20 protein-coding genes are annotated in these 19,489 nt (G+C 65.6%); 13 read left to right on the top strand and 7 right to left on the bottom strand.

The window, feature by feature from the left end:
* Window positions 1-14: 14 nt before the first annotated feature.
* On the bottom strand, window positions 15-749 hold the full coding sequence (gene ubiG / locus ABT375_RS07965; protein ID WP_224547234.1) for a bifunctional 2-polyprenyl-6-hydroxyphenol methylase/3-demethylubiquinol 3-O-methyltransferase UbiG: 735 nt from the start codon (window positions 747-749) through the stop codon (window positions 15-17).
* Window positions 750-1,028: 279 nt separating this feature from the next.
* Here ubiG and ABT375_RS07960 point away from each other — a divergent pair, with 279 nt between their 5' ends.
* From ABT375_RS07960 to ABT375_RS07950, 3 genes are all read left to right on the top strand, one after another.
* A complete protein-coding gene (locus ABT375_RS07960; RefSeq protein WP_416464688.1) occupies window positions 1,029-2,294 on the top strand; it encodes an aspartate kinase in 1,266 nt (421 codons plus the stop codon).
* A 233-nt stretch (window positions 2,295-2,527) separates the two neighbouring features.
* Window positions 2,528-3,541 carry an NAD(P)H-dependent flavin oxidoreductase gene (locus tag ABT375_RS07955; RefSeq protein ID WP_416464687.1) on the top strand — a complete coding sequence of 338 codons (1,014 nt, stop codon included), beginning with the start codon at window positions 2,528-2,530 and terminating at the stop codon, window positions 3,539-3,541.
* An 86-nt stretch (window positions 3,542-3,627) separates the two neighbouring features.
* The gene (locus ABT375_RS07950; RefSeq protein ID WP_416464686.1) at window positions 3,628-4,518 is read left to right on the top strand and encodes a hypothetical protein; all 891 of its coding nucleotides are present in this window, start codon (window positions 3,628-3,630) and stop codon (window positions 4,516-4,518) included.
* A gap of 4 nt (window positions 4,519-4,522) precedes the next feature.
* On the opposite strand, the gene ABT375_RS07945 is transcribed toward ABT375_RS07950, so the two are convergent.
* Window positions 4,523-4,957, bottom strand: a complete 435-nt coding sequence (locus ABT375_RS07945) for a winged helix-turn-helix transcriptional regulator (protein ID WP_224547228.1) — start codon at window positions 4,955-4,957, stop codon at window positions 4,523-4,525.
* Window positions 4,958-5,055: 98 nt separating this feature from the next.
* On the opposite strand from ABT375_RS07945, the gene ABT375_RS07940 reads away from it, so the two are divergent.
* Window positions 5,056-5,796 (top strand): SDR family oxidoreductase, encoded by a 741-nt coding sequence (locus ABT375_RS07940; RefSeq protein ID WP_224547226.1) that lies wholly within the window; start codon window positions 5,056-5,058, stop codon window positions 5,794-5,796.
* 135 nt (window positions 5,797-5,931) lie between these two features.
* Entirely contained in the window at window positions 5,932-6,252 is a 321-nt protein-coding gene (locus ABT375_RS07935) for a DMT family transporter (protein ID WP_416464685.1), read from the top strand.
* Between the two features lies 1 nt (window position 6,253).
* Here ABT375_RS07935 and ABT375_RS07930 read toward each other — a convergent pair whose 3' ends face one another.
* Window positions 6,254-6,925: a winged helix-turn-helix transcriptional regulator gene (locus ABT375_RS07930; RefSeq protein WP_224547222.1), complete on the bottom strand. Its 672-nt coding sequence runs from the start codon at window positions 6,923-6,925 to the stop codon at window positions 6,254-6,256.
* 123 nt (window positions 6,926-7,048) lie between these two features.
* Here ABT375_RS07930 and ABT375_RS07925 point away from each other — a divergent pair, with 123 nt between their 5' ends.
* The 5 genes from ABT375_RS07925 to ABT375_RS07905 are packed head-to-tail and all read left to right on the top strand — an operon-like array spanning window position 7,049 to window position 9,684.
* Window positions 7,049-7,492: a VOC family protein gene (locus tag ABT375_RS07925; RefSeq protein ID WP_224547220.1), complete on the top strand. Its 444-nt coding sequence runs from the start codon at window positions 7,049-7,051 to the stop codon at window positions 7,490-7,492.
* 26 nt (window positions 7,493-7,518) lie between these two features.
* Window positions 7,519-7,881: a DUF1428 domain-containing protein gene (locus ABT375_RS07920; protein ID WP_416464684.1), complete on the top strand. Its 363-nt coding sequence runs from the start codon at window positions 7,519-7,521 to the stop codon at window positions 7,879-7,881.
* A 35-nt stretch (window positions 7,882-7,916) separates the two neighbouring features.
* Window positions 7,917-8,717, top strand: coding sequence for a VOC family protein (locus ABT375_RS07915; protein ID WP_416464867.1), 801 nt, complete (start codon window positions 7,917-7,919; stop codon window positions 8,715-8,717).
* On the top strand, window positions 8,717-9,208 hold the full coding sequence (locus tag ABT375_RS07910) for a VOC family protein (protein ID WP_315975810.1): 492 nt from the start codon (window positions 8,717-8,719) through the stop codon (window positions 9,206-9,208). The genes ABT375_RS07915 and ABT375_RS07910 overlap by 1 nt, the downstream gene beginning before the upstream one ends.
* The gene (locus ABT375_RS07905) at window positions 9,205-9,684 is read left to right on the top strand and encodes an SRPBCC domain-containing protein (protein WP_224547217.1); all 480 of its coding nucleotides are present in this window, start codon (window positions 9,205-9,207) and stop codon (window positions 9,682-9,684) included. Before ABT375_RS07910 ends, ABT375_RS07905 begins: the two co-directional genes overlap by 4 nt.
* Before the next feature lie 24 nt (window positions 9,685-9,708).
* Here the strand turns inward: ABT375_RS07905 and ABT375_RS07900 are convergent, their stop codons facing one another.
* Window positions 9,709-10,959 (bottom strand): oligogalacturonate lyase family protein, encoded by a 1,251-nt coding sequence (locus ABT375_RS07900; protein ID WP_416464683.1) that lies wholly within the window; start codon window positions 10,957-10,959, stop codon window positions 9,709-9,711.
* 95 nt (window positions 10,960-11,054) lie between these two features.
* The gene (locus ABT375_RS07895; protein WP_416464682.1) at window positions 11,055-12,488 is read right to left on the bottom strand and encodes an amidohydrolase family protein; all 1,434 of its coding nucleotides are present in this window, start codon (window positions 12,486-12,488) and stop codon (window positions 11,055-11,057) included.
* 103 nt (window positions 12,489-12,591) lie between these two features.
* Between ABT375_RS07895 and ABT375_RS07890 the strand changes: the two genes are divergently transcribed.
* Entirely contained in the window at window positions 12,592-13,434 is an 843-nt protein-coding gene (locus tag ABT375_RS07890; RefSeq protein ID WP_416464681.1) for a LysR family transcriptional regulator, read from the top strand.
* 133 nt (window positions 13,435-13,567) lie between these two features.
* Here ABT375_RS07890 and ABT375_RS07885 read toward each other — a convergent pair whose 3' ends face one another.
* Together ABT375_RS07885 and ABT375_RS07880 are read right to left on the bottom strand one after the other, a co-directional pair.
* On the bottom strand, window positions 13,568-14,734 hold the full coding sequence (locus ABT375_RS07885; RefSeq protein WP_416464680.1) for a pyridoxal phosphate-dependent aminotransferase: 1,167 nt from the start codon (window positions 14,732-14,734) through the stop codon (window positions 13,568-13,570).
* A gap of 123 nt (window positions 14,735-14,857) precedes the next feature.
* Complete coding sequence (locus ABT375_RS07880; RefSeq protein WP_416464679.1) at window positions 14,858-16,018, bottom strand: pyridoxal phosphate-dependent aminotransferase; 1,161 nt, start codon at window positions 16,016-16,018, stop codon at window positions 14,858-14,860.
* A 161-nt stretch (window positions 16,019-16,179) separates the two neighbouring features.
* Between ABT375_RS07880 and ptsP the strand changes: the two genes are divergently transcribed.
* Window positions 16,180-18,453 (top strand): phosphoenolpyruvate--protein phosphotransferase, encoded by a 2,274-nt coding sequence (ptsP, locus tag ABT375_RS07875; protein ID WP_416464678.1) that lies wholly within the window; start codon window positions 16,180-16,182, stop codon window positions 18,451-18,453.
* Window positions 18,454-18,526: 73 nt separating this feature from the next.
* A complete protein-coding gene (locus tag ABT375_RS07870; RefSeq protein WP_416464677.1) occupies window positions 18,527-19,465 on the top strand; it encodes a helix-turn-helix domain-containing protein in 939 nt (312 codons plus the stop codon).
* Window positions 19,466-19,489: the final 24 nt, after the last annotated feature.

The raw sequence follows: 19,489 nt of genomic DNA, 5'->3' as shown, positions 1-19,489 counted from the left end.
TTTAAGGTGAGCGATCAGTCGTCCCGGTGCCGCGCCGTCAGGAAATAATCGATCGCCTTGTTGGCCGACAGGGTGAAACCGCGACCGGGATCGAAGCCGAGTCCGCTGCTGTCTGTCACGTCCAGTCCGGCCTGTTCCAGCAGGGCCGTCAGTTCGTCGGGCGTCAGGAATTTATGCCAGTCATGCGTGCCCCTGGGGATGCCGCCGATGCTTTCGCCGATCGTAATCATGGCGAGGCGGGAGAGGGGGGTGCGGTTGGGGGTGGAGAGGATCATGACGCCGCCGGGCGCGAGTTTGGCCGCGAGCGCGCGGATGAAGGCGGCGGGATCGGCGACATGCTCGATCACCTCCATCGAGGTGACGAGGTCGAAGCCTGACTCGGGCATCGTCTCTACCGGAGTGGCGCGATAGTCGATGGATAGCCCCTGCGCTGCGGCATGGGCCTGCGCCGCGGCGATATTCTCCGGCGCGGCGTCGAGGCCGGTGACGGTGGCGCCCAGGCGGGCGAGTGGTTCGGCAAGGAGGCCGGCGCCGCAACCGACATCCAGCGCGCGCTTGCCGGCGAGCGGGCGGAAGCCGTGCGCGTCACCCGGCCAGTGGCGGTCGATCGCGGCGCGGATATAGCGCAGGCGCACGGGGTTGAGCTTGTGCAGCATGGCGCTGGAGCCATCGGGATTCCACCAGTCGGCGGCCATGGTGCCGAAATGGGCGGCTTCCCTGGGATCGATCGTGGCGGTGGTTTCGGTCATGATGCGCCTTGGTCTGCGGCCCCCGAACAGAAGAACAGCCCTTCGACAGGCTCAGGGCGAACGGGGAGGGGTGGTGTCGATTATCCTGATGGCGCTTTTAGCAGGCCATGGGCGGCAGGCAAATGGGCCTATCCCGTTGAACCGAAAAGAACCGGCCTTTCCTAGGGCAGCGCGAGCGGCAGGATTGCTTGCCATATGCGCGGCGGCTGCTAATAGGAGCGCCGTTTGGCCCTTTTGGGACATTTTCTTTCATAATAGCGGATAAGGCTCGACACACACATGGCGCGCATCGTGATGAAATTCGGCGGCACCTCCATGGCGGGGATGGAGCGGATTCGCAACGTGGCGGCGCGCGTCAAACATGTCGTGAGCCAGGGCCATGAAGTCGCTGTCGTCGTATCCGCCATGGCGGGCGAGACGGACCGGCTGGTGGGCTTCTGCAAGGAAGCGTCCGCCCTGTACGATCCGGCCGAATATGATGTCGTGGTCGCCGCGGGCGAGCAGATCACCAGCGGGCTGCTGGCGATGACATTGAAAGCCATGGACGTCGATGCGCGGAGCTGGCTGGGCTGGCAATTGCCGATCCGCACGATCGAGGCCCATGCCAAGGCGCGGGTCAGCGATATCGACACGCTGGACCTGCTGGCGTCGATGCGGTCGGGCACCGTGGCGGTGATCCCCGGTTTCCAGGGCATGATGGCCGACGGCCGGGTGTCGACGCTGGGCCGGGGCGGGTCGGACACGTCGGCGGTCGCGGTGGCCGCTGCGATCAAGGCCGATCGTTGCGACATCTATACCGATGTGGACGGCGTCTATACGACGGACCCGCGGATCGTGTCGCGCGCCCGCAAGCTGGACCTCGTCACCTATGAGGAGATGCTGGAACTGGCCTCGGTCGGCGCCAAGGTGTTGCAGACGCGGTCGGTCGGCCTCGCCATGAAGGAGGGCGTGGTGGTGCAGGTGCTGTCGTCCTTCGACGACCCCACCCAGCAGGATTTGCCCGGCACGCTGATCGTCAGCGACGCGGAACTGGAAGCCAAGCTCAAGGAAGACAAGATGGAACGTCAGCTCATCACCGGCATCGCCCATGACAAGAATGAGGCGAAGATCATCGTGACGCGCGTGCCCGACAAGCCCGGCGCGGTCGCCAACATCTTCACCCCGCTGGCCGATGCGGCGATCAATGTCGACATGATCATCCAGAATGACAGCAAGGACAATGAAGAGACGGACGTCACCTTCACCGTCCCGCGCGCCGACCTGGCCCGCAGCGTCGACATATTGGAAGCGAACAAGGACGCCATCGGTTTCCGCCGGATCATCACCGACACCGAAGTCGCCAAGATCAGCGTCGTAGGCGTGGGGATGCGCAGCCATGCGGGCGTCGCGGCGACCATGTTCAAGACCCTGGCCGAACGCGGCATCAACATCGAGGCGATCTCCACCAGCGAGATCAAGGTTTCGGTGCTGATCGACGAGGATGAGACGGAACTGGCGGTGCGGGTGCTGCACACGGCCTATGGCCTGGACGCGCCTGTGGCATAACCGCTATTCGGCTGAGGCCGGGCTGCAAATACCACTTTTCTGCGCTTCCGGTGCTCACGTGCTTTAAGCACGCTGCGCGCCGGTTCTCGAAAAGTAGCATTTTCGCCTCGGCCTGAGCCGAATATCGGCTATGCCAGTGTTGCTCTTTACTTCGATCGCTATTCCCGCGAAGGCGGGAATCCATCTCCGGCTTTTTCGGCTGGGGATGGTTTTTGATTCTAGAGGCTAAATTCATGACCCACGCCAAGCTTACGTCCCTGATGGCCCGCGGCGCCGCCTTTTTCGGGTGCGAGAGCGCGATCCTGTGCGGGGCGATGAGCTGGGTCAGCGAACGCAACCTGGTGTCGGCCATCTCCAACGCGGGCGGGTTCGGCGTGATCGCGTGCGGCGCGATGACGCCCGAGCTGCTCGACGCGGAGATTGCCGCGACCAGGGCGCTGACCGACAAGCCGTTCGGCGTGAACCTGATCACCATGCATCCGATGCTGTTCGACCTGATCGACGTGTGCGCGAAGCATGACGTCAGCCATATCGTGCTGGCCGGGGGATTGCCGCCCAAGGGCAGCATCGAGGCGATCAAGGCCAAGGGTGCGAAGCTGATCTGCTTCGCCCCGGCTCTGAGTTTGGCGAAGAAGCTGGTGCGGTCGGGCGTGGACGCGCTGGTGGTCGAGGGGATGGAGGCAGGCGGCCATATCGGCCCGGTCGCGACCAGCGTGCTGGCGCAGGAAATATTGCCGGAGATGGCGAGCCAGATACCGGTGTTCGTCGCCGGTGGCATCGGCCGGGGCGAGGCGATCGCCGCCTATCTGGAAATGGGCGCGGCCGGCGTGCAACTGGGCACCCGCTTCGCCTGCGCGACCGAGAGCATCGCGCATCCGAACTTCAAGAAAGCCTTTTTCCGTGCGTCGGCGCGAGACGCGATCGCCAGCGTGCAGATCGACCCGCGCCTGCCGGTCATTCCGGTGCGCTCGCTGAAAAATGCGGGGATGGAGAATTTCACCGCCAAGCAGCGCGAAGTCGCCAATCTGCTGGATGAAGGCGCAGTCGATATGCTGGAGGCCCAGTTGCAGATCGAACATTATTGGGCGGGCGCGCTGCGCCGCGCGGTGATCGACGGCGATGTCGAGGGCGGGTCGCTGATGGCGGGCCAATCGGTCGGCATGGTGACGAAGGAAGAGCCGGTCGCGGAGATCATCGCGCAGTTGATGGATCAGGCCGCCGCCGCGCTGGAGCGGCGAGTCGCCTGAGGGGTTGCGGCGAACCGAGCGTTAGGCATATTTCCTCCGCACAAAATGCACGGCATGACCGGCGCACAGTCCCATCGGAGAATTTGATGTTGTCATCGCGCCGTCCAGGCCGTCTTTCCCTCGTGTCGCTGGCCGTGCTGGCGGCCTGTTCGACCCCGCCGCCCCCGCCGCCGCCGGCCCCGCCGCCGCCGGTGGTGCCCACGATCAAGCCCATGCCGCCCGCGAACGCGGTCGAGGGCATGAGCATCCCCGAACAGGCGGCGGACGGCAAATATCTGACCGCCAATCGCGGCGTGACGTCCAATACTGCGTTGTGGCACCTGCGCATGGGGCTGAACGTTGCGGCGCTCAATTGCGACAAATATGGCCCGACCGCGCGCAACCAGTATAACCAGTTGCTGGCGGTGCATAAGGCGGCGCTGAACGGCGCCAATGCCGCGGTCGACCGCAACTACAGCGTTGCCTATGGCAGTTCGGGCATGGCGTCGCGCGAACGGCTTAACACGGTGGTCTATAATTTCTTCGCACTGCCGCCGGTCATCAAGAGCTTTTGCCCGGTCGCGGTCACGGTCGGCGCGAAGATGATCGCGATGCCGTCGAGCCAGTTGCTGGAAGCAGCGCCGGCGCTTTTGGCCGAACTGGAAAAGCCGTTTCAGGATTTCTACGCCGCCTATGCCGACTATCTGCGCCGGCTGGCCGAATGGCAGTCGCGCTTCGGCGCGACCGTGACGGTCGTGGTGTCGCCCACCCCGCTGCCGCCGCCGCCGGTTCCGCCGGGCGAGGCCCCGCCCAAGGGCTGGACGCCCAGCTACAAGAGCGCGCTGGAGGCGACCCCGCCGCCGCCGTCGGACATCGCCGCCACGCCGGGCGTGGCGCCGTCGGCCCCCATGTCGGGGCCGCCGGCCACCACCCGCACCTTGCCCGACAACAGCCAGCCCAAGCTGGTCGTGCAGCCGCTGCCGACGAACAACGAATAAGGCGTCAGTCGCGCGCGTCGAAGCTGGCGCGCGCGGCTTCGACCGTGTCGAGATGGCGTTCGGCCCAGACCCAGACGCCGCAAAAGGCGGCGCTGAGGCTGTTGCCGAGTGGGGTCAGCGCATAATCGACGCGCGGCGGCACCACCGGATGGACGGTGCGGGTGAGCAGGCCGTCGCGCTCCATCTGGCGCAGCGTCTGCGTCAGCATCTTCTGGCTGATGCCGTCCACCTGCCGGCCGATGGCGGTGAAGCGCAGCGTGCCCTTTTCCTCCAGCAGTTCCAGCACCAGCAGCGTCCATTTGTCGGCGATGCGACCGATCAGCTCGTTGACGAGTCGCTCCACCCTGGGGTCGATCTCGGCGGGCGGTTCGGTCGCAAGATAGTGTTCCGCCTGCGCGATATCGTCTGCGTGGAAACGGTTCTGGAGCGGATTTGCCATTTCTTACCTTTGGGTGACTACAGCACTTTTCGGTGCCTACTTTCCAAAAGAGAGTATAGAGCTAAATTGCCTTTCAAGCCAATTGAAAGGACAGACCCATGCAATCGACAGGCAACACCATCCTCATCACCGGCGGCGGTTCGGGCCTTGGCGCGGCGCTGGCGCATGAATTTCACATAGCGGGCAACCAGGTGATTATCGCCGGGCGGCGGCAGGCGGCGCTGGACGCGGTCGTGGCCGACAATCCCGGCATGGCCGCGATGGTGCTGGACATGACGGATGCGGCCGCGATCGTCACCTTTGCGCAGAAGCTGGTGGCGGACTTCCCGGCCCTGAACGCCGTGCTGCTCAACGCCGGGATCATGGTGGCGGAGGACAAGATCGATCTGGCCACGGCCGAAGCGACGATCGCCACCAATTTGCTCGGCCCGATCCGGCTCGCCCATGCGCTGCTGCCGCATCTGGAGGCGCAGCCGGCCTCGACGATCCTGACCGTGTCGTCGGGCCTTGCCTTCGTGCCACTGGCGGCGACGCCGACCTACAGCGCGACCAAGGCGGCGATTCATGGCTGGTCGCTGGCGATGCGCGCGCAGTTGCAGGCGACCAGCGTCGAGCTGATCGAGATCGTGCCGCCCGGCGTGCAGACCGACCTGATGCCCGGCCATGCGGACAATGACCAGATGATGCCGCTGGCCGACTTCATTGCAGAGACGATGGGGTTGCTGCGGCAGCAGCCGGCGCTGGCGGAAATCCATGTCGAGCGGGTGAAGTTCCTGAGCGAAGCGACGCAGCGCGGCGAGTTTGCGCAGGTGTTCGGGATGTTGAACGGGGGGCATTGAGCCGACACGGCGGCGATAGCCTTGCCGTCGGGAGGCCATGCGCCTATCTGAACCCCTGCAAGCGAGGCCACGTCCTCCCCCGCGTGCGGGTTTCAAGTCCGGGACGGCCCGGCTCTCTGACGAAGGAGAGCCATCATGGCCTGGATTGCGTTGTTTTTTGCCGGTCTGCTGGAAATCGTCTGGGCCTTTGCGATGAAGCAGTCGCATGGGTTCAGCCGGCTTGTGCCCAGCCTCATCACATTGGGCGCGATGGTCGCCAGTTTCGGGTTGCTGTCGCTGGCGATGCGCAGCCTGCCGCTGGGGACGGCCTATATGATCTGGACCGGGATCGGCGCGCTGGGCGCCTTTGCGGTCGGCGCGGCCTTTCTGGGCGGGGCGGTCAGCCCGATGCGGCTGGTCGCGGCGGGCCTGATCCTGACCGGGCTGGTCATGATGAAGCTGACCGCCCAGAGCTGAATCAGGGGGCGTTGACCATGTCGGGCGCCTTGGGGGGCAGGGGGAAGAGGGTGGCGAAGCGGTCGGCGAGCGCCCGGTCGCCCTCGACGCTCAGCGCGCCCGCCATGTCCGCATAGCTTGCGCCGCCATAGAGGACCGCGACCAGCGCATTCTGGTCGCCGCTGATGATGGCGTCCGCGCCCGCCGCCGCGCCGCGGTCGATGAGGCAATCGCCGTCCTTCAGGATGGCGCGAAACTCCTCCTCGCCGAAGCGGAAGCCGATCGTCGCGTCCAGGTCGCCGAGGCGGCTGCGGTCGATCATGGTGCGCATCGACAGGATCACCGACACCTGGCTCATCGGCTTGCCCGGCTCCATCGTGGGCGAGCGGCAGGCCCAGCGGCCCAGCACCTGAAACAGGATTTCCGACTCGCGGCCCCAGTCGGTCAGCTCGTAAATCTGGCTGGCGGCGGGCGGGGGCAGGCGACGACGGATCAGGATGCTCGCCGCTTCCAGATCCTCGAGCCTTTGCGTCAGCACGTTGGCGCTGATTCCGGGCAGCCCGGCGCGCAGGTCGGTGAAGCGCTTGGGACCGAGCATCAGTTCGCGCATGATCGGCATCGCCCAGCGATCGCCGATGATGTCGAGGGCGTGGGCGACGGCGCATCCGTCCTGATAGGCACGTTTCTGACTCATTAGTTATCTTTTCTAACTTAACTGTTGCATAAAATAATCATGGAGCGCGGAAAGTGCAAGCGGTGAGTCGCCCGATGGAGAGAAAGGGCGCGGCCGAAGCTGAACATTCCGAGGAGAAATGCGATGGCGAATACCCCCGCTCCGAAGATGATTTTCGTCAATCTGCCCGTCAGCGACCTGGCGGCGTCGATCGCCTTCTATGAAGCGGTAGGCGCTGTGCCGAACATGGATTTCGCCGACGACAGCGCGCAGATGCTGAGTTTTTCCGAGACCATCCATGTGATGCTGCTGAACCATGAGCGGTTTGCCAGCTTCACCACGCGCGCCATCCCCAATGCCCATGACACCGCGCAGGTGCTGCTGTGTCTGAGCGAAACCAGCCGCGATGCCGTCGACGCGACGGTGGACAAGGCGCTGGCGGCGGGCGGCACGGAGCCGAATCCGAAGCAGGATCATGGCTTCATGTATGGCCGCGACTTCGCCGATCCGGACGGCCATATCTGGGAAGTGGCCTGGATGGACATGGAGGCGGCGCTCGCATCCAAACAGCAACCCGCCGACGCCTGACCTGACGACAAGGAAGGAGAGAGACAATGGCCTATATGGACGGTTTCGTGATCCCGGTGCCCAAGGGCAATAAGGAACGCTATCGCGAGGTTGCGGCCTATGCCGCGCCGATCTTCATCGAATATGGCGCGATCCGCGTGGTCGAATGCTGGGGCAATGACATCAAGCCGGGCAAGACCAACGACTTCCGCACCGCCGTGATCGCGGAAGAGGGAGAGGAAGTGGTCTTTTCCTGGATCGAATGGCCCGACAAGGCGACCCGCGACGCCGGCGCCGAAAAAGTCATGAAAGATGAACGCATGCAGCCGAAAGAGGGCGAGGACATGCCCTTCATCGGCGCGCGGCTGATCTATGGCGGGTTTGAGGTGTTGCTGGACGCAAAGGGTTAGTGCGCGGGAACACGCAGCTAAGCAGGAGACGGATGATGACCGATCTGACTGGCAAATTCTTCTGGTATGAACTGATGACCAGCGATCCCGAGGCGGCGCTGGCTTTCTATGGCGATGTCGTCGGCTGGACGTCGCAGCCCTTTGGCGGCGAGCGAACCGACGATCCCTATCATGTCGTGTCGGGCAGCGCCGGGCCGCTGGGCGGGATCATGGCGATCCCGGCCGAGGCCCGGACGTGCGGCATGACCCCCTGGTGGGGCGGCTATGTCGGGTCGGCCGATGTCGATGCCGACGCCGCACGGCTGAGCGCGGCGGGCGGCGCGGTGAAGCGCCCGGCCGAGGACATTCCCGGCGTCGGCCGCTTTGCGGTGATGGCCGATCCGGGCGGTGCGATTTTCATGCTGCTCAAGGGCTCCAGCCCCGACGGGATGGAGGCGCCGGCGGGTATGCCGCTGGGCCATGTCAGCTGGCACGAACTATATAGCGGCGATTTCGACAAGGATCTGGCCTTCTATGGCGCGCAGTTCGGCTGGGCGAAGGGCGAGGCCATGGATATGGGCGCAATGGGCCTGTACCAGCTCGTTTCGCAGACCGGCGGCACGGATTTCCCGGACATGACAGGCGGCATCATGCCGCTTCCCAAGGAGATGCCGACACCGCTCTGGCTCTTCTACTTCACGGTCGGCGATATCGATGCGGCGGTGGAGCGGGTGACGGCGGCTGGCGGGACCGTGCTGAACGGGCCGATGGCGGTGCCCGGCGGCGCGTGGATCATTCAGGCGACCGATCCGCAGGGCGCGATGTTCGCACTGGTGGGCAGCAAGGGAAACGCATGATGAGCAAGATATCCCCCTGCCTCTGGTTCGACGGCCAGGCCGAGGAGGCGGCGCATTATTATGCGTCGGTCTTCGGCGGGTCGGTCGATCATGTGAGCTATTATCCCGACGAGAATCTCTCGCCGTCACCGATGGCGGGCGGCAGCGTGCTGCTGGTCGAGTTCACCCTGTTCGGGCAAAGCTATCAGGCGCTGAACGGCGGTCCCCAATTCACCTTCGACGAGGCGATATCGCTCTCCGTCGGGTGCGCGGACCAGGCGGAACTGGATCGTTATTATGACGCGCTGACGGGCGATGGCGGCAAGCCGGGGCCGTGCGGCTGGGTGACGGACAAATATGGCCTGTCCTGGCAACTGGTCACCAACGCGATCATGGCCAATTATCATAGCGACGACAAGGCGGCGATCGCCCGGATGATGGCCGCGATGATGACGATGCAGAAGCTGGACACCGCCGCGATGCAGGCGGCCTTCGATGGAGAGGCGGCATGAGCGGCGCCGAGCATGAACTGACCGTCACCTGCCATATCGCCGCGCCGCGCGCGATCTGCTGGAAGGTGTGGACCGACCTGAAGGACGAATGGTTCTGCCCCAAGCCCTGGCGCGCCGAGGTGATCGAGGAGGATCTGCGTCCCGGCGGGCGCAGCGCGGTGCAGATGTTCGGGCCGGATGGCGAGGAGACCGGGCCGATGGAAGGCGTCTTCCTGGAGGTGGTGGCGGGCGAGCGGGTGGTGACGACCGATGCCTATGCCGCGGGCTGGGTGCCGCAGACGCCCTTCATGACGGCGCTATGGCAATTTGCCGACGAGGATGTAGACGGCGATGGCGGCACGCGCTTCACCGCGACCGCGCGCCATTGGGATGCCGAGGCGAAGGCGCGGCATGAGGAGATGGGCTTCCATCCCGGCTGGGACATGATGGTGGAGCAATTTAAAGCGCTGTGCGAGACGTCGGCGGCGAGCGCTTGATCCATTGAGGGCCTGAACGGTTCATCATCGAGCCTTCGCTACTTCCACCGCGTAGATGGCGGGCTTGCCCTCCACATTCGCGCGATAGACCAGCCATTTTCCGTCGGGGGTGAAATGCTGGTTGGGTTCCAGCGTATAATCCTGTTTCGACAGGTCGGCGAGGCGTTCGGTTTGCAGGTCGCCGGCCGCGATCAGCGTCTCCCCGTCCAGCGTGTCGCGGGCGCGCGGGTTGGTGTCAGGACGGGGATGGAACAGGCTGATATATTTGCCCTCATCATTGCCGTCGCCCGCGAAGGTCCGGCTGTCAGGCGAGGAACTGTAGTGATAGCTGCCCTGGCCCGGTCGTAGCGCATACCAGCGCCGCGCGCCGCTCACTACGTCGAAGCTGGCCAGCCAGCGCACGCCCATCGGCTGGATCAGGTCGTACCAGATGGTGCGGCCGTCGGGCGCCCAATATTCGTGGCCGGCGATCTCACCCTGAAATGTGCGCTGGTGGACTTTCGTTGTCCGGCTGCCGTCGGTGCGGATGGTCCAGATGCGGTCGACCTTCTGCCACGGCCCTTCATGGCAATAGGAGAGCAGGGTTGGGTCGGCGGGCGAGAAGAGGACATGGTTGAGCCAGTCGTTCGACCGGATGACGGTTTTCCGGGCGCCGGTGCGGAGGTCGATGGTGAAGATTTCCATCGGCACCCCGGCGGCGAGGCGTTTGGCCATCCATTGCTCCTTGGCGACGGCGAAGGGCAGCGGCTTTCCGTCCGGGCCGTTGGCGGCATAGGTGGGGGAGCCGGTCTTGGGATCGCGATTGCCCTGCGCGGCGATGGCGGCAGGCGGCGGGGCAAGTTCGCGATGGCCGGCGAGCAGCGTGTCGTCGGCATTGATCGAGGCGATGCGGCCGCCGGGCAGGTCGGCGATGCGGCGGCGCTCGCCGCTGTCCAGATCGACCGACCAGACAGTCGAGGCGGCTTCGTTGCCGATCGGGCTGGTGCTGTAATAGGCGATCGGAGCGCGATTGCCGACGAAGAGCAGGCGGTCGATCTTTTCCTTCAGGACCAGCTTGGTCGTCCAGTTGCTTGTGTCGGCGACGCGGATGCCCTCGGGCGTCAGATAGATCATCCGCTTCCCGTCCGGGGTGAACGGGTTGTAGTTGAAATAGATGCCATAATTGCCGGGGCGGTCATCGACGCGGACGATGCGGTGGCCGGTGGTGGGGTCAGTCCATGACGCGGGTTCGGGAGCCGGTGCGGCTGCGGCCAGCAGCGGCAGCGCCCATGTCATTAGCAGCCCTTTTCCACGCATCCCGTCTCCAGATGTCCATTTGGTGGAACATGGTAACGCATGGAGGGATTTTAAGCAAATCAGGGCGCCTTGTTTCAGTCGGCGACCCTGGCCTTCGTATCGGCCAGCATGGAGTCGAGCGCGGCGCGGTCGTAGCTTTTGCCGCGCATGACGACGGTGGCGATGGCGCGGGTGGCGTTGATATCCTGCAACGGATTGCGGTCGAGCAGGACGAGGTCGGCAGCCTTGCCGGCCTCTACGCTGCCATAGCGGTCGAGCTGGCCGAACCAGGCGGGGCCGGCGCGGGTAGCGGCGGACAGGGCCTGGGCTGGGGTGAGGCCCTGTTTCACGAACAGGGACAGTTCGTCATGCAGGCCGATGCCGGGATAGTTGAAGCTGTTGAGGAAGCCCGCATCGGTGCCGGCGATGATCGTCACGCCCGCCTTTTGCAGCAGCGGCAATATGGCGGCCATGCGTTCGAAATGATCGTGGCGCGCCTGTATGGCGGCGGCGTCGGCCCCTGCCGCGCGCTGGATGCGCCAGTCATAGGTCTTGCGCAGTTTCGGCCCGATAAAGGCGAGATAGGGATCGGTCGCGTGGCTATCGCGGTCGAGATAGGCGAGGATGCGGCTGCCGTTGAGCGTCGGGGTGACGAACACGCCCTTCGCGGCGAAATGGCGATAGGCGGCCATGGCGGTGTCGGTGTCGAAACCGGCGTCGAGGCGGCGATTGGCTTCCGCCCGGTCGATGCGGCCGGCGGCGAAATCGGCGGCGATGGCGGCTTCGTCCTTCACGCCCGCCTTATAGGCATAGTCGAGATGCTCGATCGAACTGATGCCGGCGTCCACCGCCTGTCCGACGGTCAGCGCCATCGGGATATGGCCCGAACTGCGCAGGCCGTGGGCCTTCGCCTGCGCTACGGCGTAGAGGAACAGGTCGGGCTTCAAGGTGCTGTCGGTGATCTTCACGAAGTCGACATGGTCGCGTTGCTGGAGTCGGGTGATGGCGGCGTCGACATCGGCTCTGCTGCCGACTTCGATCGTGCCCTTCCAGACCGGCGCGATCCCCTCGATCTTCGCGCCGGAAGTGAGGAGGCGCGGGCCGAACAGGCTGCCGCTCGCGATATCGTGGCGCCATGTCAGCACGCTGTCGGGCAGGTCACCGGAACAGTCACGGATGGTGGTGATGCCATGGGCCACATAAAGGGGAAGGAGCGCCTTATTCTCCTCGATCAGGTCGGGGCCGCCGCCGAAATGGACATGCATGTCCCAGAGCGCGGGGATGAGGAAGCGGCCCTTGCCTTCGATCGCGCTGGGCGTGCGCCATGCCTTGCTGATCGCGCGGTCCGGGCCGACGGCGACGATGTCGGCGCCGCGCAGGACGACGGCCTGATCGGCATTGGCGCGACCATGCTCGACGTCGATCACGGAAACGTGGCGGATCATCATGTCGCCCTCTTGCGGGGAGGCCAGTGCGGGCGATGCGAACAGCGCGACCAGGGGCAGGGCGGTGGCCAGCAGTGTCTTCATCGTCGGTCTGCGCTCCGGTGGGGGAAGGACGATTTTAGCGGCGTCGCCATCATGCGCAAATTAGATGTTGGAATGGATAGTATGCATAGTGATAATGACGTCTATGTTCGATCCCCGCCTGCTGCGCAGCCTTGTCGCCATTGCCGATAGCGGCAATTTCACCCATGCGGCCGAGCGGCTGAACATGACCCAGTCGACCATCAGCCAGCAGATCGGCCGACTGGAGGCGATGGCGGGGCACCGGCTGGTCGACCGGTCGGCGCGGCCGGTATGCCTGACCGCGATGGGCGAGCGGCTGATCGGTCATGCCCGGCGGATATTGCTGCTGAATGAGGATGCCGCGTTGCTGCTGCGCGATCCGGCGGGGACGGCGGCGATCTCCATCGGCCTGCCGGAGGATCTGGCGACGGGGGCGATGGCGCAAGCCTTTGCCGGCTTTGCGCGGGCGCACCGGCATATCCGGCTGGACGCGACGACCGGGTTGAGCCGCGATCTGGCGCAGCGATACCGGCAGGGAGAGTTCGATATCGTCATCGTCAAGGAAGCGGTGGCCGGGCCGGATTGCCGCGCGAGTTTTGCGGAGCCTTTGGGCTGGTTCACGGCGGCGGAGGGTGGCGCGATGGTGGAGGAGGCGTTGCCGCTGGTCTGCTTTCCGGCGGGTGGTCTGTATCGCGAGGCGATGTTCGCGCAGCTGGAGCGGGAGGGGCGACGCTGGTTCGTCGCCTTTTCGGGAAGCAGCCTGCAAAGCGTCGTGGCGGCGGTCGCGGCCGGGGTGGGTGCGTCGCTGCTGCCGCTGGCGGGCGTGGGCGGGGCGGCGGTGGTGCGGCGGCACGATCTGGGCGGGGTCGAGCCGATGCTCGTGTCGCTCTACGCGCGCGAGGGCGACGGGCCGCTGGCGAACCTCGGGCGGGAGATGATCGCGGTGCTGGCGGCGCGGGCGGGATGAGGGTGAACATGCGCAGGTTCCCCCTGCCGGTTACGGGAGGGGCATACATCATTCTCACCTTCATTCCCCCTCACCAAAAAAAGGCGCCCGGTTGCCCGGACGCCTTTCTGCGTGCCTATGGGAGGCTCAGCCTTTAGGCCTTGTAGACCTTGTCCACGGCGGCGCGGAACTTGGCCATGTCGTCGGCGCTGCCGACGGTCACGCGCGAAACGTTGGGCCAGATCGGCCAGTTGCGGCCGATCTGTACCTTTTCCGGCGTGGCGAGCAGGGCAGCCTGCATTTCCTTGGCCGGCTTTTTCCAGTTGACCATGAACATGTTCGCCTGACTGCCGGGCTGTACCTCGATGCCCTTCTTGGTCAGCCATGCGATCGTCTCGTCGCGGTTGGCGATCATTTCGTTGCGGCGCGCCTTGATGAGGGCGGCTTCCTTGTAGACCGCATTGCCGCAATGCATGGCGGTGATCGCCAGGCCGCCGGCCGAGGGGCCGAACAGCGAAATGCGCTTCTGCACTTCGGGATCGGCGAAGGTCAGGCCAAGGCGCACGCCGGCCATGCCGAACAGCTTCGAGAAGGTCCGCATGACGATGATGTCCTTGCGGGTACCGATCAGCGAAGCGGCGCTGGGGGCTTCGGAGAAGTGGATATAGGCTTCGTCCACCAGCAGCATCGCGTCGGCGGGCTTGTTGTCCAGCAGCCACTTGATGTCGGCCAGCGGGGTGATGGTGCCGGTCGGGTTGTTGGGCGTGCAGATATAATAGAGGCCCGCGTTCGGATTGGCGGCCAGCATCGCCTTGACGTCATGGCCCTTGCCGATCGCCTGGGGCGCCTTGGCAATGGGGGCCTTCATGTAATCGGCGGTGCGCCAGGCGGATTCGAAGGTCGGATCGGCCGTCACCAGGCCCTTGGTGGGCGAGCAATAGGCCGCGACGATGCTGACCAGCGGACCGCCCGAACCAGGCCAGGGCATGACCTGCGCTTCGGGAATACCTTCGACGCCGGCGACGGTCTTGATGAGGTCGCCCTTATAATTGTCGGGGTCGTACCAGTTGCCGAACGAGGCGGCTTCGGCGGCGGCCTGAACGCCCGAGGGGAAGGGCCCGGTCCAGCATTCGTTGGAGCCGATGCGCACTGCGCCCTTGACGCCGCGCGCGGCCTGCTGCTGCGCCATGGCGCTGCCGCCCAGCAGCGAACTGGCGGCGACGCCGGCACCGAGCAGCGCGGCAACCTCACCCAACTGGCGGCGCGAATAGCCGCGCTCGATCATGTCATCCTTGGCGTCTTTGGTCAGCATCATGGTCATGTCGTCCGTCCCCGTGTGATTTCGGTTTCAAATCTCATGGGGGAAAACGAAAGGGCGGCGCATTTCCACAATGCGCCGCCCTGAGATTTCGTAATTTTTATGCGTTTTTCGGGTCTGCTGCGACTATGCCTTCCAGACCTTGTCGACCGCGGCGTTGAACGCTTCCATTTCCTCCATCGAGCCGACCGACACGCGCGACACGGTGGGCCAGATCGGCCAGTTGCGACCAATCTGCACATTGGCGGCGAGCAGGGCGGCCTGCATCTCCTTGGCGGTCTTCTTGCCCCAGTCGATCATGAACATGTTCGCCTGGCTGCCTGGGATGACCTTGATCCCCTTGGCCTTCAAATGGCTGACCGACTTTTCGCGGGCAGCGACCATTTCGGCGCGGCGGGCCTTGATGAGGGCGGCCTCGCCGACCGAGGCGGTACCGCAGGCGACGGCGGTCATCGGCAACATGCCGGTCACCTGGCCGCCATCATAGCGCATCATCTTTTCCATCAGCGCGGGGCTGGCGAAGGTGAGGCCGAGGCGCATCCCCGCCATGCCGAACAGCTTCGAGAAGGTCCGCAGGATCAGCACGTCGTCGCGCGTGGCGGCGAGCTTGGCGGTATTGGGGCCATCGACCCAGTGGATATAGGCTTCGTCGACGACGAGGATCGCATCCTTGGGCTTGTTGTTCGCCAGCCATTCGATGTCGGCGATCGGCGTGATGGTGCCGGTCGGGTTGTTAGGCGAGCAGATATAATAGACGCCCGCATTGGGATCGGCCGCCAGCATCGCCTTCACGTCATGGGCGAAATCCTTGGTCAGCGGCACTTTCGTCACCTTGGCGCCGAGCCAGTCGCCGGTGCGCCAGATCGCTTCATAGGTGGGGTCGGCGGTGACGATGCCGCGCGTGGGCGAGGCATAGGCGACGGCGACGCGGCTCAGCGGGTCGGACGAGCCGGGCCAGGCGGTGACGCGGTCGGCGGGAATGCCCTCCACCGCGGCGACGGCGTCGAACAATTTCTGATGTTCATTGTCCGGCTCGTAGCGATTGCCTTCCTGCACCAGCTTGAAGGCGGCCTGCGCGGCCACCGGGAAAGGGCCGGTCCAGCATTCATTGGCGCCGATGCGCACGGCTCCGGCCACCGCCTTGGCCGCCTGCTGGGCGCCCGCGCCGGTCACGCGGATGGCGGCGGCCCCCGCGCCGAGCAAGGCGGCGACCTTCGCCAACTGGCGGCGCGAATAGCCGCGATCGATCAGATCCTGTTCCATTGCCGGTTCGAGTTGCGTCGCCATGATCCCTGTTCCTCCCTGCACGCCCGTAACGGGCTTCCAGCTTGCTGGACGATTGTACAGAATGTTTCCGCCATGCAAATAAGGTCTGCTCAACAATATTGGCGCGGCGATCATAGGAAACGCCTTGGAAAGCGGGGCTTCAATCTGTTAGCGCTGCTATCATGCCCAGCACACCCGCCGCCGCCGCCCGACAGATTCTCGTCCGCCTGCAGGAGGTGATGGCTGCGCGCAACAGCGCGCAGACCAAGCTGAACAAGGTCGTGGAGATTATCGGCGAGTCGCTGTCGAGCGAGGTCTGCTCCATCTATCTGGTGCGCGAGGGCGTGCTGGAGCTGTTCGCGACCCGCGGCCTGAAACAGGAAGCGGTCCATGTCACCCGCATGGCGATGGGCGAGGGCCTGGTCGGCCTGATCGCCACCAATGTCGAGACGCTGAACCTGGACGAGGCGGCGTCGCATCCCGATTTCTCCTATCGTCCCGAAACCGGCGAAGAACTGTTCCATAGTTTCGCAGGCGTGCCGATCGTACGGCGCGAGCGCGCGATCGGCGTCCTGTGCGTGCAACATGCCGATCCGCGCAAATATGAAGAGGTGGAGATCGAGGCGCTCCAGACCGTCGCCATGGTGATGTCCGAGCTGATCGCGAACGCCGAACTGGCCGATGACGGCCCGGCCGACCAGCGGGTGACAGACACCGGCACGACCATGTTGCACGGGTTGCAACTGGTGATGGGCATGGCGCGCGGCCATGTCGTCTTCCACCAGCCGCGCGTCCATATCGAACATACCGTCGCGGAGGATACCGAGGCGGAGCGGCAGCGCGTGATTTCCGCCTTCACCAAGATGCGCGAGCAGATCGACCGGATGACCGGCGCGGCCGAGTTCGGCATGGAGGGCGAGCATCAGGAGGTGCTCGAAACCTACAAGATGTTCGCCTATGACGAGGGCTGGACGCGGCGCATCAACGAGGCGATCGACAGCGGCCTGACCGCCGAGGCGGCGATCGAGCGGGTGCAGCAGCGCACCCGGATGCGGATGCGGCAGATCGACGATCCGTTGCTGAGCGACCGGATGCACGATCTGGAGGATCTGGCCAACCGCCTGCTGCGGATCGTTTCGGGGCAGTTGGGTACGGCGGCGCAGATGGGGCTGCGGCAGGACGCGATCCTGATCGCGCGCAATCTGGGGCCGGCGGAGCTGCTGGAATATGACCGCCGGCGGCTGAAGGGCGTGATCCTGGAGGAAGGGTCGCTGACCGCGCATGTCACCATCGTCGCGCGCGCCATGGGCGTGCCGGTGCTGGGCCGGGTGCGCGACATCCGCCATCTGGTGAATGAAGGCGACCTGATCCTGATGGACGTCGCGGCCAACACGCTGCTGATTCGCCCGACCGCCGACATGGAGGAGGCGTTCGAAAGCAAGCTGCACGTCACGCAGAAGCGCCGCGCCGAGTTCGTCGCCATGCGCGACCTGCCGTCGGTGACGGCGGACGGGCAGCGGGTCGAACTGATGGTCAATGCCGGGTTGCGCGAGGATGCGCAGGCGCTGGACATGGTGGGCGCGGACGGGATCGGCCTGTTCCGCACCGAATTCCAGTTCCTGGTGTCGGCCACGCTGCCGCAGCGCGAGAAGCAGCAGCGGCTCTACAAGGATGTGCTGGACGCCGCGGGAGACAGGCCCGTCATCTTCCGCACCGTCGATATCGGCGGGGACAAGGCGCTGCCCTATATGCAGCGCGACGATGACGAGCATGAGGATAATCCGGCGATGGGCTGGCGCGCGCTGCGGCTGGCGCTGGATCGAGACGCCCTGATGAAGGCGCAGGCGCGCGCGTTGCTGGAGGCGAGTGCGGGCAAGGTGCTGCACGTCATGTTCCCGATGGTGTCGGAACCATGGGAATATGAAGAGGCGCGCGCGCTGGTCGAGCATCAGCGTGAATGGCTGCAGGGGCAGAAGAAGAAGCTGCCGATCGCGGTGCGCTATGGCGCGATGCTGGAGGTGCCGGCGCTGGCCGAGGTGCTGGATATCCTGCTGCCCAAGCTGGATTTCCTGTCGATCGGCACCAACGACCTGACCCAGTTCCTGTTCGCGGCCGACCGGGCGCACCCCAAGCTGGCCGAGCGCTACGACTGGCTGAGCATCGCGATCCTGCGCTTCCTGGACCGGGTGGTGCGGACATGCCACGACTATCAGGTGCCGGTCGGCGTGTGCGGCGAAATGGGCGGGCGCACGCTGGAGGCGCTGGCGCTGATCGGGCTGGGGGTGCGACGGCTGTCGATCACCCCTGCGTCGGTCGGGCCGGTGAAGGCGATGATCCGCGCGATCGATGCGGAGGAATTGCGCGTGCTGATGCGCGAGTTGCTGGACGCCGGCGTCATCGACATTCGCGGGCGACTGACGCAATGGGCGGTCGAACGGAACATCGAACTGAACTGAATGGGCGGACGCGGCGTTGACAACGCCCGTCCCGCAATGAGACAAGGCCGGCCATCACAGGTCGCGGAGCAGCATGGCAGACGAACCAGAACTCGAAACCGGGGCGGAAAGCGCGCCGGAAGCGCAGCCTTCGACCCCCGGCGCCAAGCTACGTGCTGCGCGGGAGGCGCAGGGTCTTTCGATCCAGGACGTCGCGACCCGCACGCGCATCGCCCAGCGCCAGCTTGAAGCGGTCGAGCGCGACGATTATGCGGCCCTGCCGGGCATCCCCTATGCCGTCGGTTTCGCCCGCGCCTATGCTCGCGCGGTCGATCTGGACGAGGTGGCGATCGCGGCCGAGGTGCGCCATGGCGTGCATAATAGCGACATGGGCGCGCGGTACGAGGCGTTCGAGCCGGTCGATCCCGCACGGGTTCCGCCGCGGCGGCTGGCATGGGTGGTGCTGGCGATCGTGATCGTGCTGATCGCGGGCTATACCATCTGGCGGACCCAGTTGATGACGCCGCCGACCGGCGAGGAAATCGCGCAGGAGCAGGCCCAGCCCGCGGCCGAACGTACCCCCGGCGTCGCACCTGTCGCGCCCGCCGCCCAGCCGGTGGTGTTCACCGCCGTCGACGACGTGTGGCTGCGCATCTATGACGAGGCGGGCGAGCGGTTGAAGGACGGCTTGCTCAAGAAGGGCGAGAGCTTCACGCTGCCGCCGGCCGCCAAGGGACCGATGATCCTGACCGGACGCCCCCAGGCGCTGAGCGTGACCGTAGGGGGCAAGCCGATCGCGCCGCTCGGCGCGGCCGATCGCACCATCGCGGACGTGCCGGTCAGCGCCGAAGCGCTGCTGGCGCGCGGCGCTGCGCCCGCGGCCGGCCCGGCCGTGGCGCCGGCCCGTCCGGCGCCACGCCGGACAGGCGCGGGGCAGGGCGGAACCGGGCGGAGCGAGGCGAGCAGCCCAGCCGTTCCGACGCCCGCGCCGGTTGCACCCGTCGGCGACGGGACTGCTGCACCGCAACCCTGACGGGGGCGGTCGGGCGGACAGGCG

Source organism: Sphingomonas sp. VDB2 (assembly GCF_047946695.1).
GTDB classification, from domain to species: domain Bacteria; phylum Pseudomonadota; class Alphaproteobacteria; order Sphingomonadales; family Sphingomonadaceae; genus Sphingobium; species Sphingobium bisphenolicum.
Note: the sequence above shows the minus strand (reverse complement) of the source record. Positions and strands in the feature narration are given on the sequence as shown.

Excerpts from the sequence above, each read along its gene's own strand:
- ubiG (WP_224547234.1), bottom strand. The coding sequence starts at position 749 with ATGACCGAAACCACCGCCACGATCGATCCCAGGGAAGCCGCCCATTTC.
- ABT375_RS07960 (WP_416464688.1), top strand. The coding sequence starts at position 1,029 with ATGGCGCGCATCGTGATGAAATTCGGCGGCACCTCCATGGCGGGGATG.
- ABT375_RS07955 (WP_416464687.1), top strand. The coding sequence starts at position 2,528 with ATGACCCACGCCAAGCTTACGTCCCTGATGGCCCGCGGCGCCGCCTTT.
- ABT375_RS07950 (WP_416464686.1), top strand. The coding sequence starts at position 3,628 with ATGTTGTCATCGCGCCGTCCAGGCCGTCTTTCCCTCGTGTCGCTGGCC.
- ABT375_RS07945 (WP_224547228.1), bottom strand. The coding sequence starts at position 4,957 with ATGGCAAATCCGCTCCAGAACCGTTTCCACGCAGACGATATCGCGCAG.
- ABT375_RS07940 (WP_224547226.1), top strand. The coding sequence starts at position 5,056 with ATGCAATCGACAGGCAACACCATCCTCATCACCGGCGGCGGTTCGGGC.
- ABT375_RS07935 (WP_416464685.1), top strand. The coding sequence starts at position 5,932 with ATGGCCTGGATTGCGTTGTTTTTTGCCGGTCTGCTGGAAATCGTCTGG.
- ABT375_RS07930 (WP_224547222.1), bottom strand. The coding sequence starts at position 6,925 with ATGAGTCAGAAACGTGCCTATCAGGACGGATGCGCCGTCGCCCACGCC.
- ABT375_RS07925 (WP_224547220.1), top strand. The coding sequence starts at position 7,049 with ATGGCGAATACCCCCGCTCCGAAGATGATTTTCGTCAATCTGCCCGTC.
- ABT375_RS07920 (WP_416464684.1), top strand. The coding sequence starts at position 7,519 with ATGGCCTATATGGACGGTTTCGTGATCCCGGTGCCCAAGGGCAATAAG.
- ABT375_RS07915 (WP_416464867.1), top strand. The coding sequence starts at position 7,917 with ATGACCGATCTGACTGGCAAATTCTTCTGGTATGAACTGATGACCAGC.
- ABT375_RS07910 (WP_315975810.1), top strand. The coding sequence starts at position 8,717 with ATGAGCAAGATATCCCCCTGCCTCTGGTTCGACGGCCAGGCCGAGGAG.
- ABT375_RS07905 (WP_224547217.1), top strand. The coding sequence starts at position 9,205 with ATGAGCGGCGCCGAGCATGAACTGACCGTCACCTGCCATATCGCCGCG.
- ABT375_RS07900 (WP_416464683.1), bottom strand. The coding sequence starts at position 10,959 with ATGACATGGGCGCTGCCGCTGCTGGCCGCAGCCGCACCGGCTCCCGAA.
- ABT375_RS07895 (WP_416464682.1), bottom strand. The coding sequence starts at position 12,488 with ATGAAGACACTGCTGGCCACCGCCCTGCCCCTGGTCGCGCTGTTCGCA.
- ABT375_RS07890 (WP_416464681.1), top strand. The coding sequence starts at position 12,592 with ATGTTCGATCCCCGCCTGCTGCGCAGCCTTGTCGCCATTGCCGATAGC.
- ABT375_RS07885 (WP_416464680.1), bottom strand. The coding sequence starts at position 14,734 with ATGACCATGATGCTGACCAAAGACGCCAAGGATGACATGATCGAGCGC.
- ABT375_RS07880 (WP_416464679.1), bottom strand. The coding sequence starts at position 16,018 with ATGGCGACGCAACTCGAACCGGCAATGGAACAGGATCTGATCGATCGC.
- ptsP (WP_416464678.1), top strand. The coding sequence starts at position 16,180 with ATGCCCAGCACACCCGCCGCCGCCGCCCGACAGATTCTCGTCCGCCTG.
- ABT375_RS07870 (WP_416464677.1), top strand. The coding sequence starts at position 18,527 with ATGGCAGACGAACCAGAACTCGAAACCGGGGCGGAAAGCGCGCCGGAA.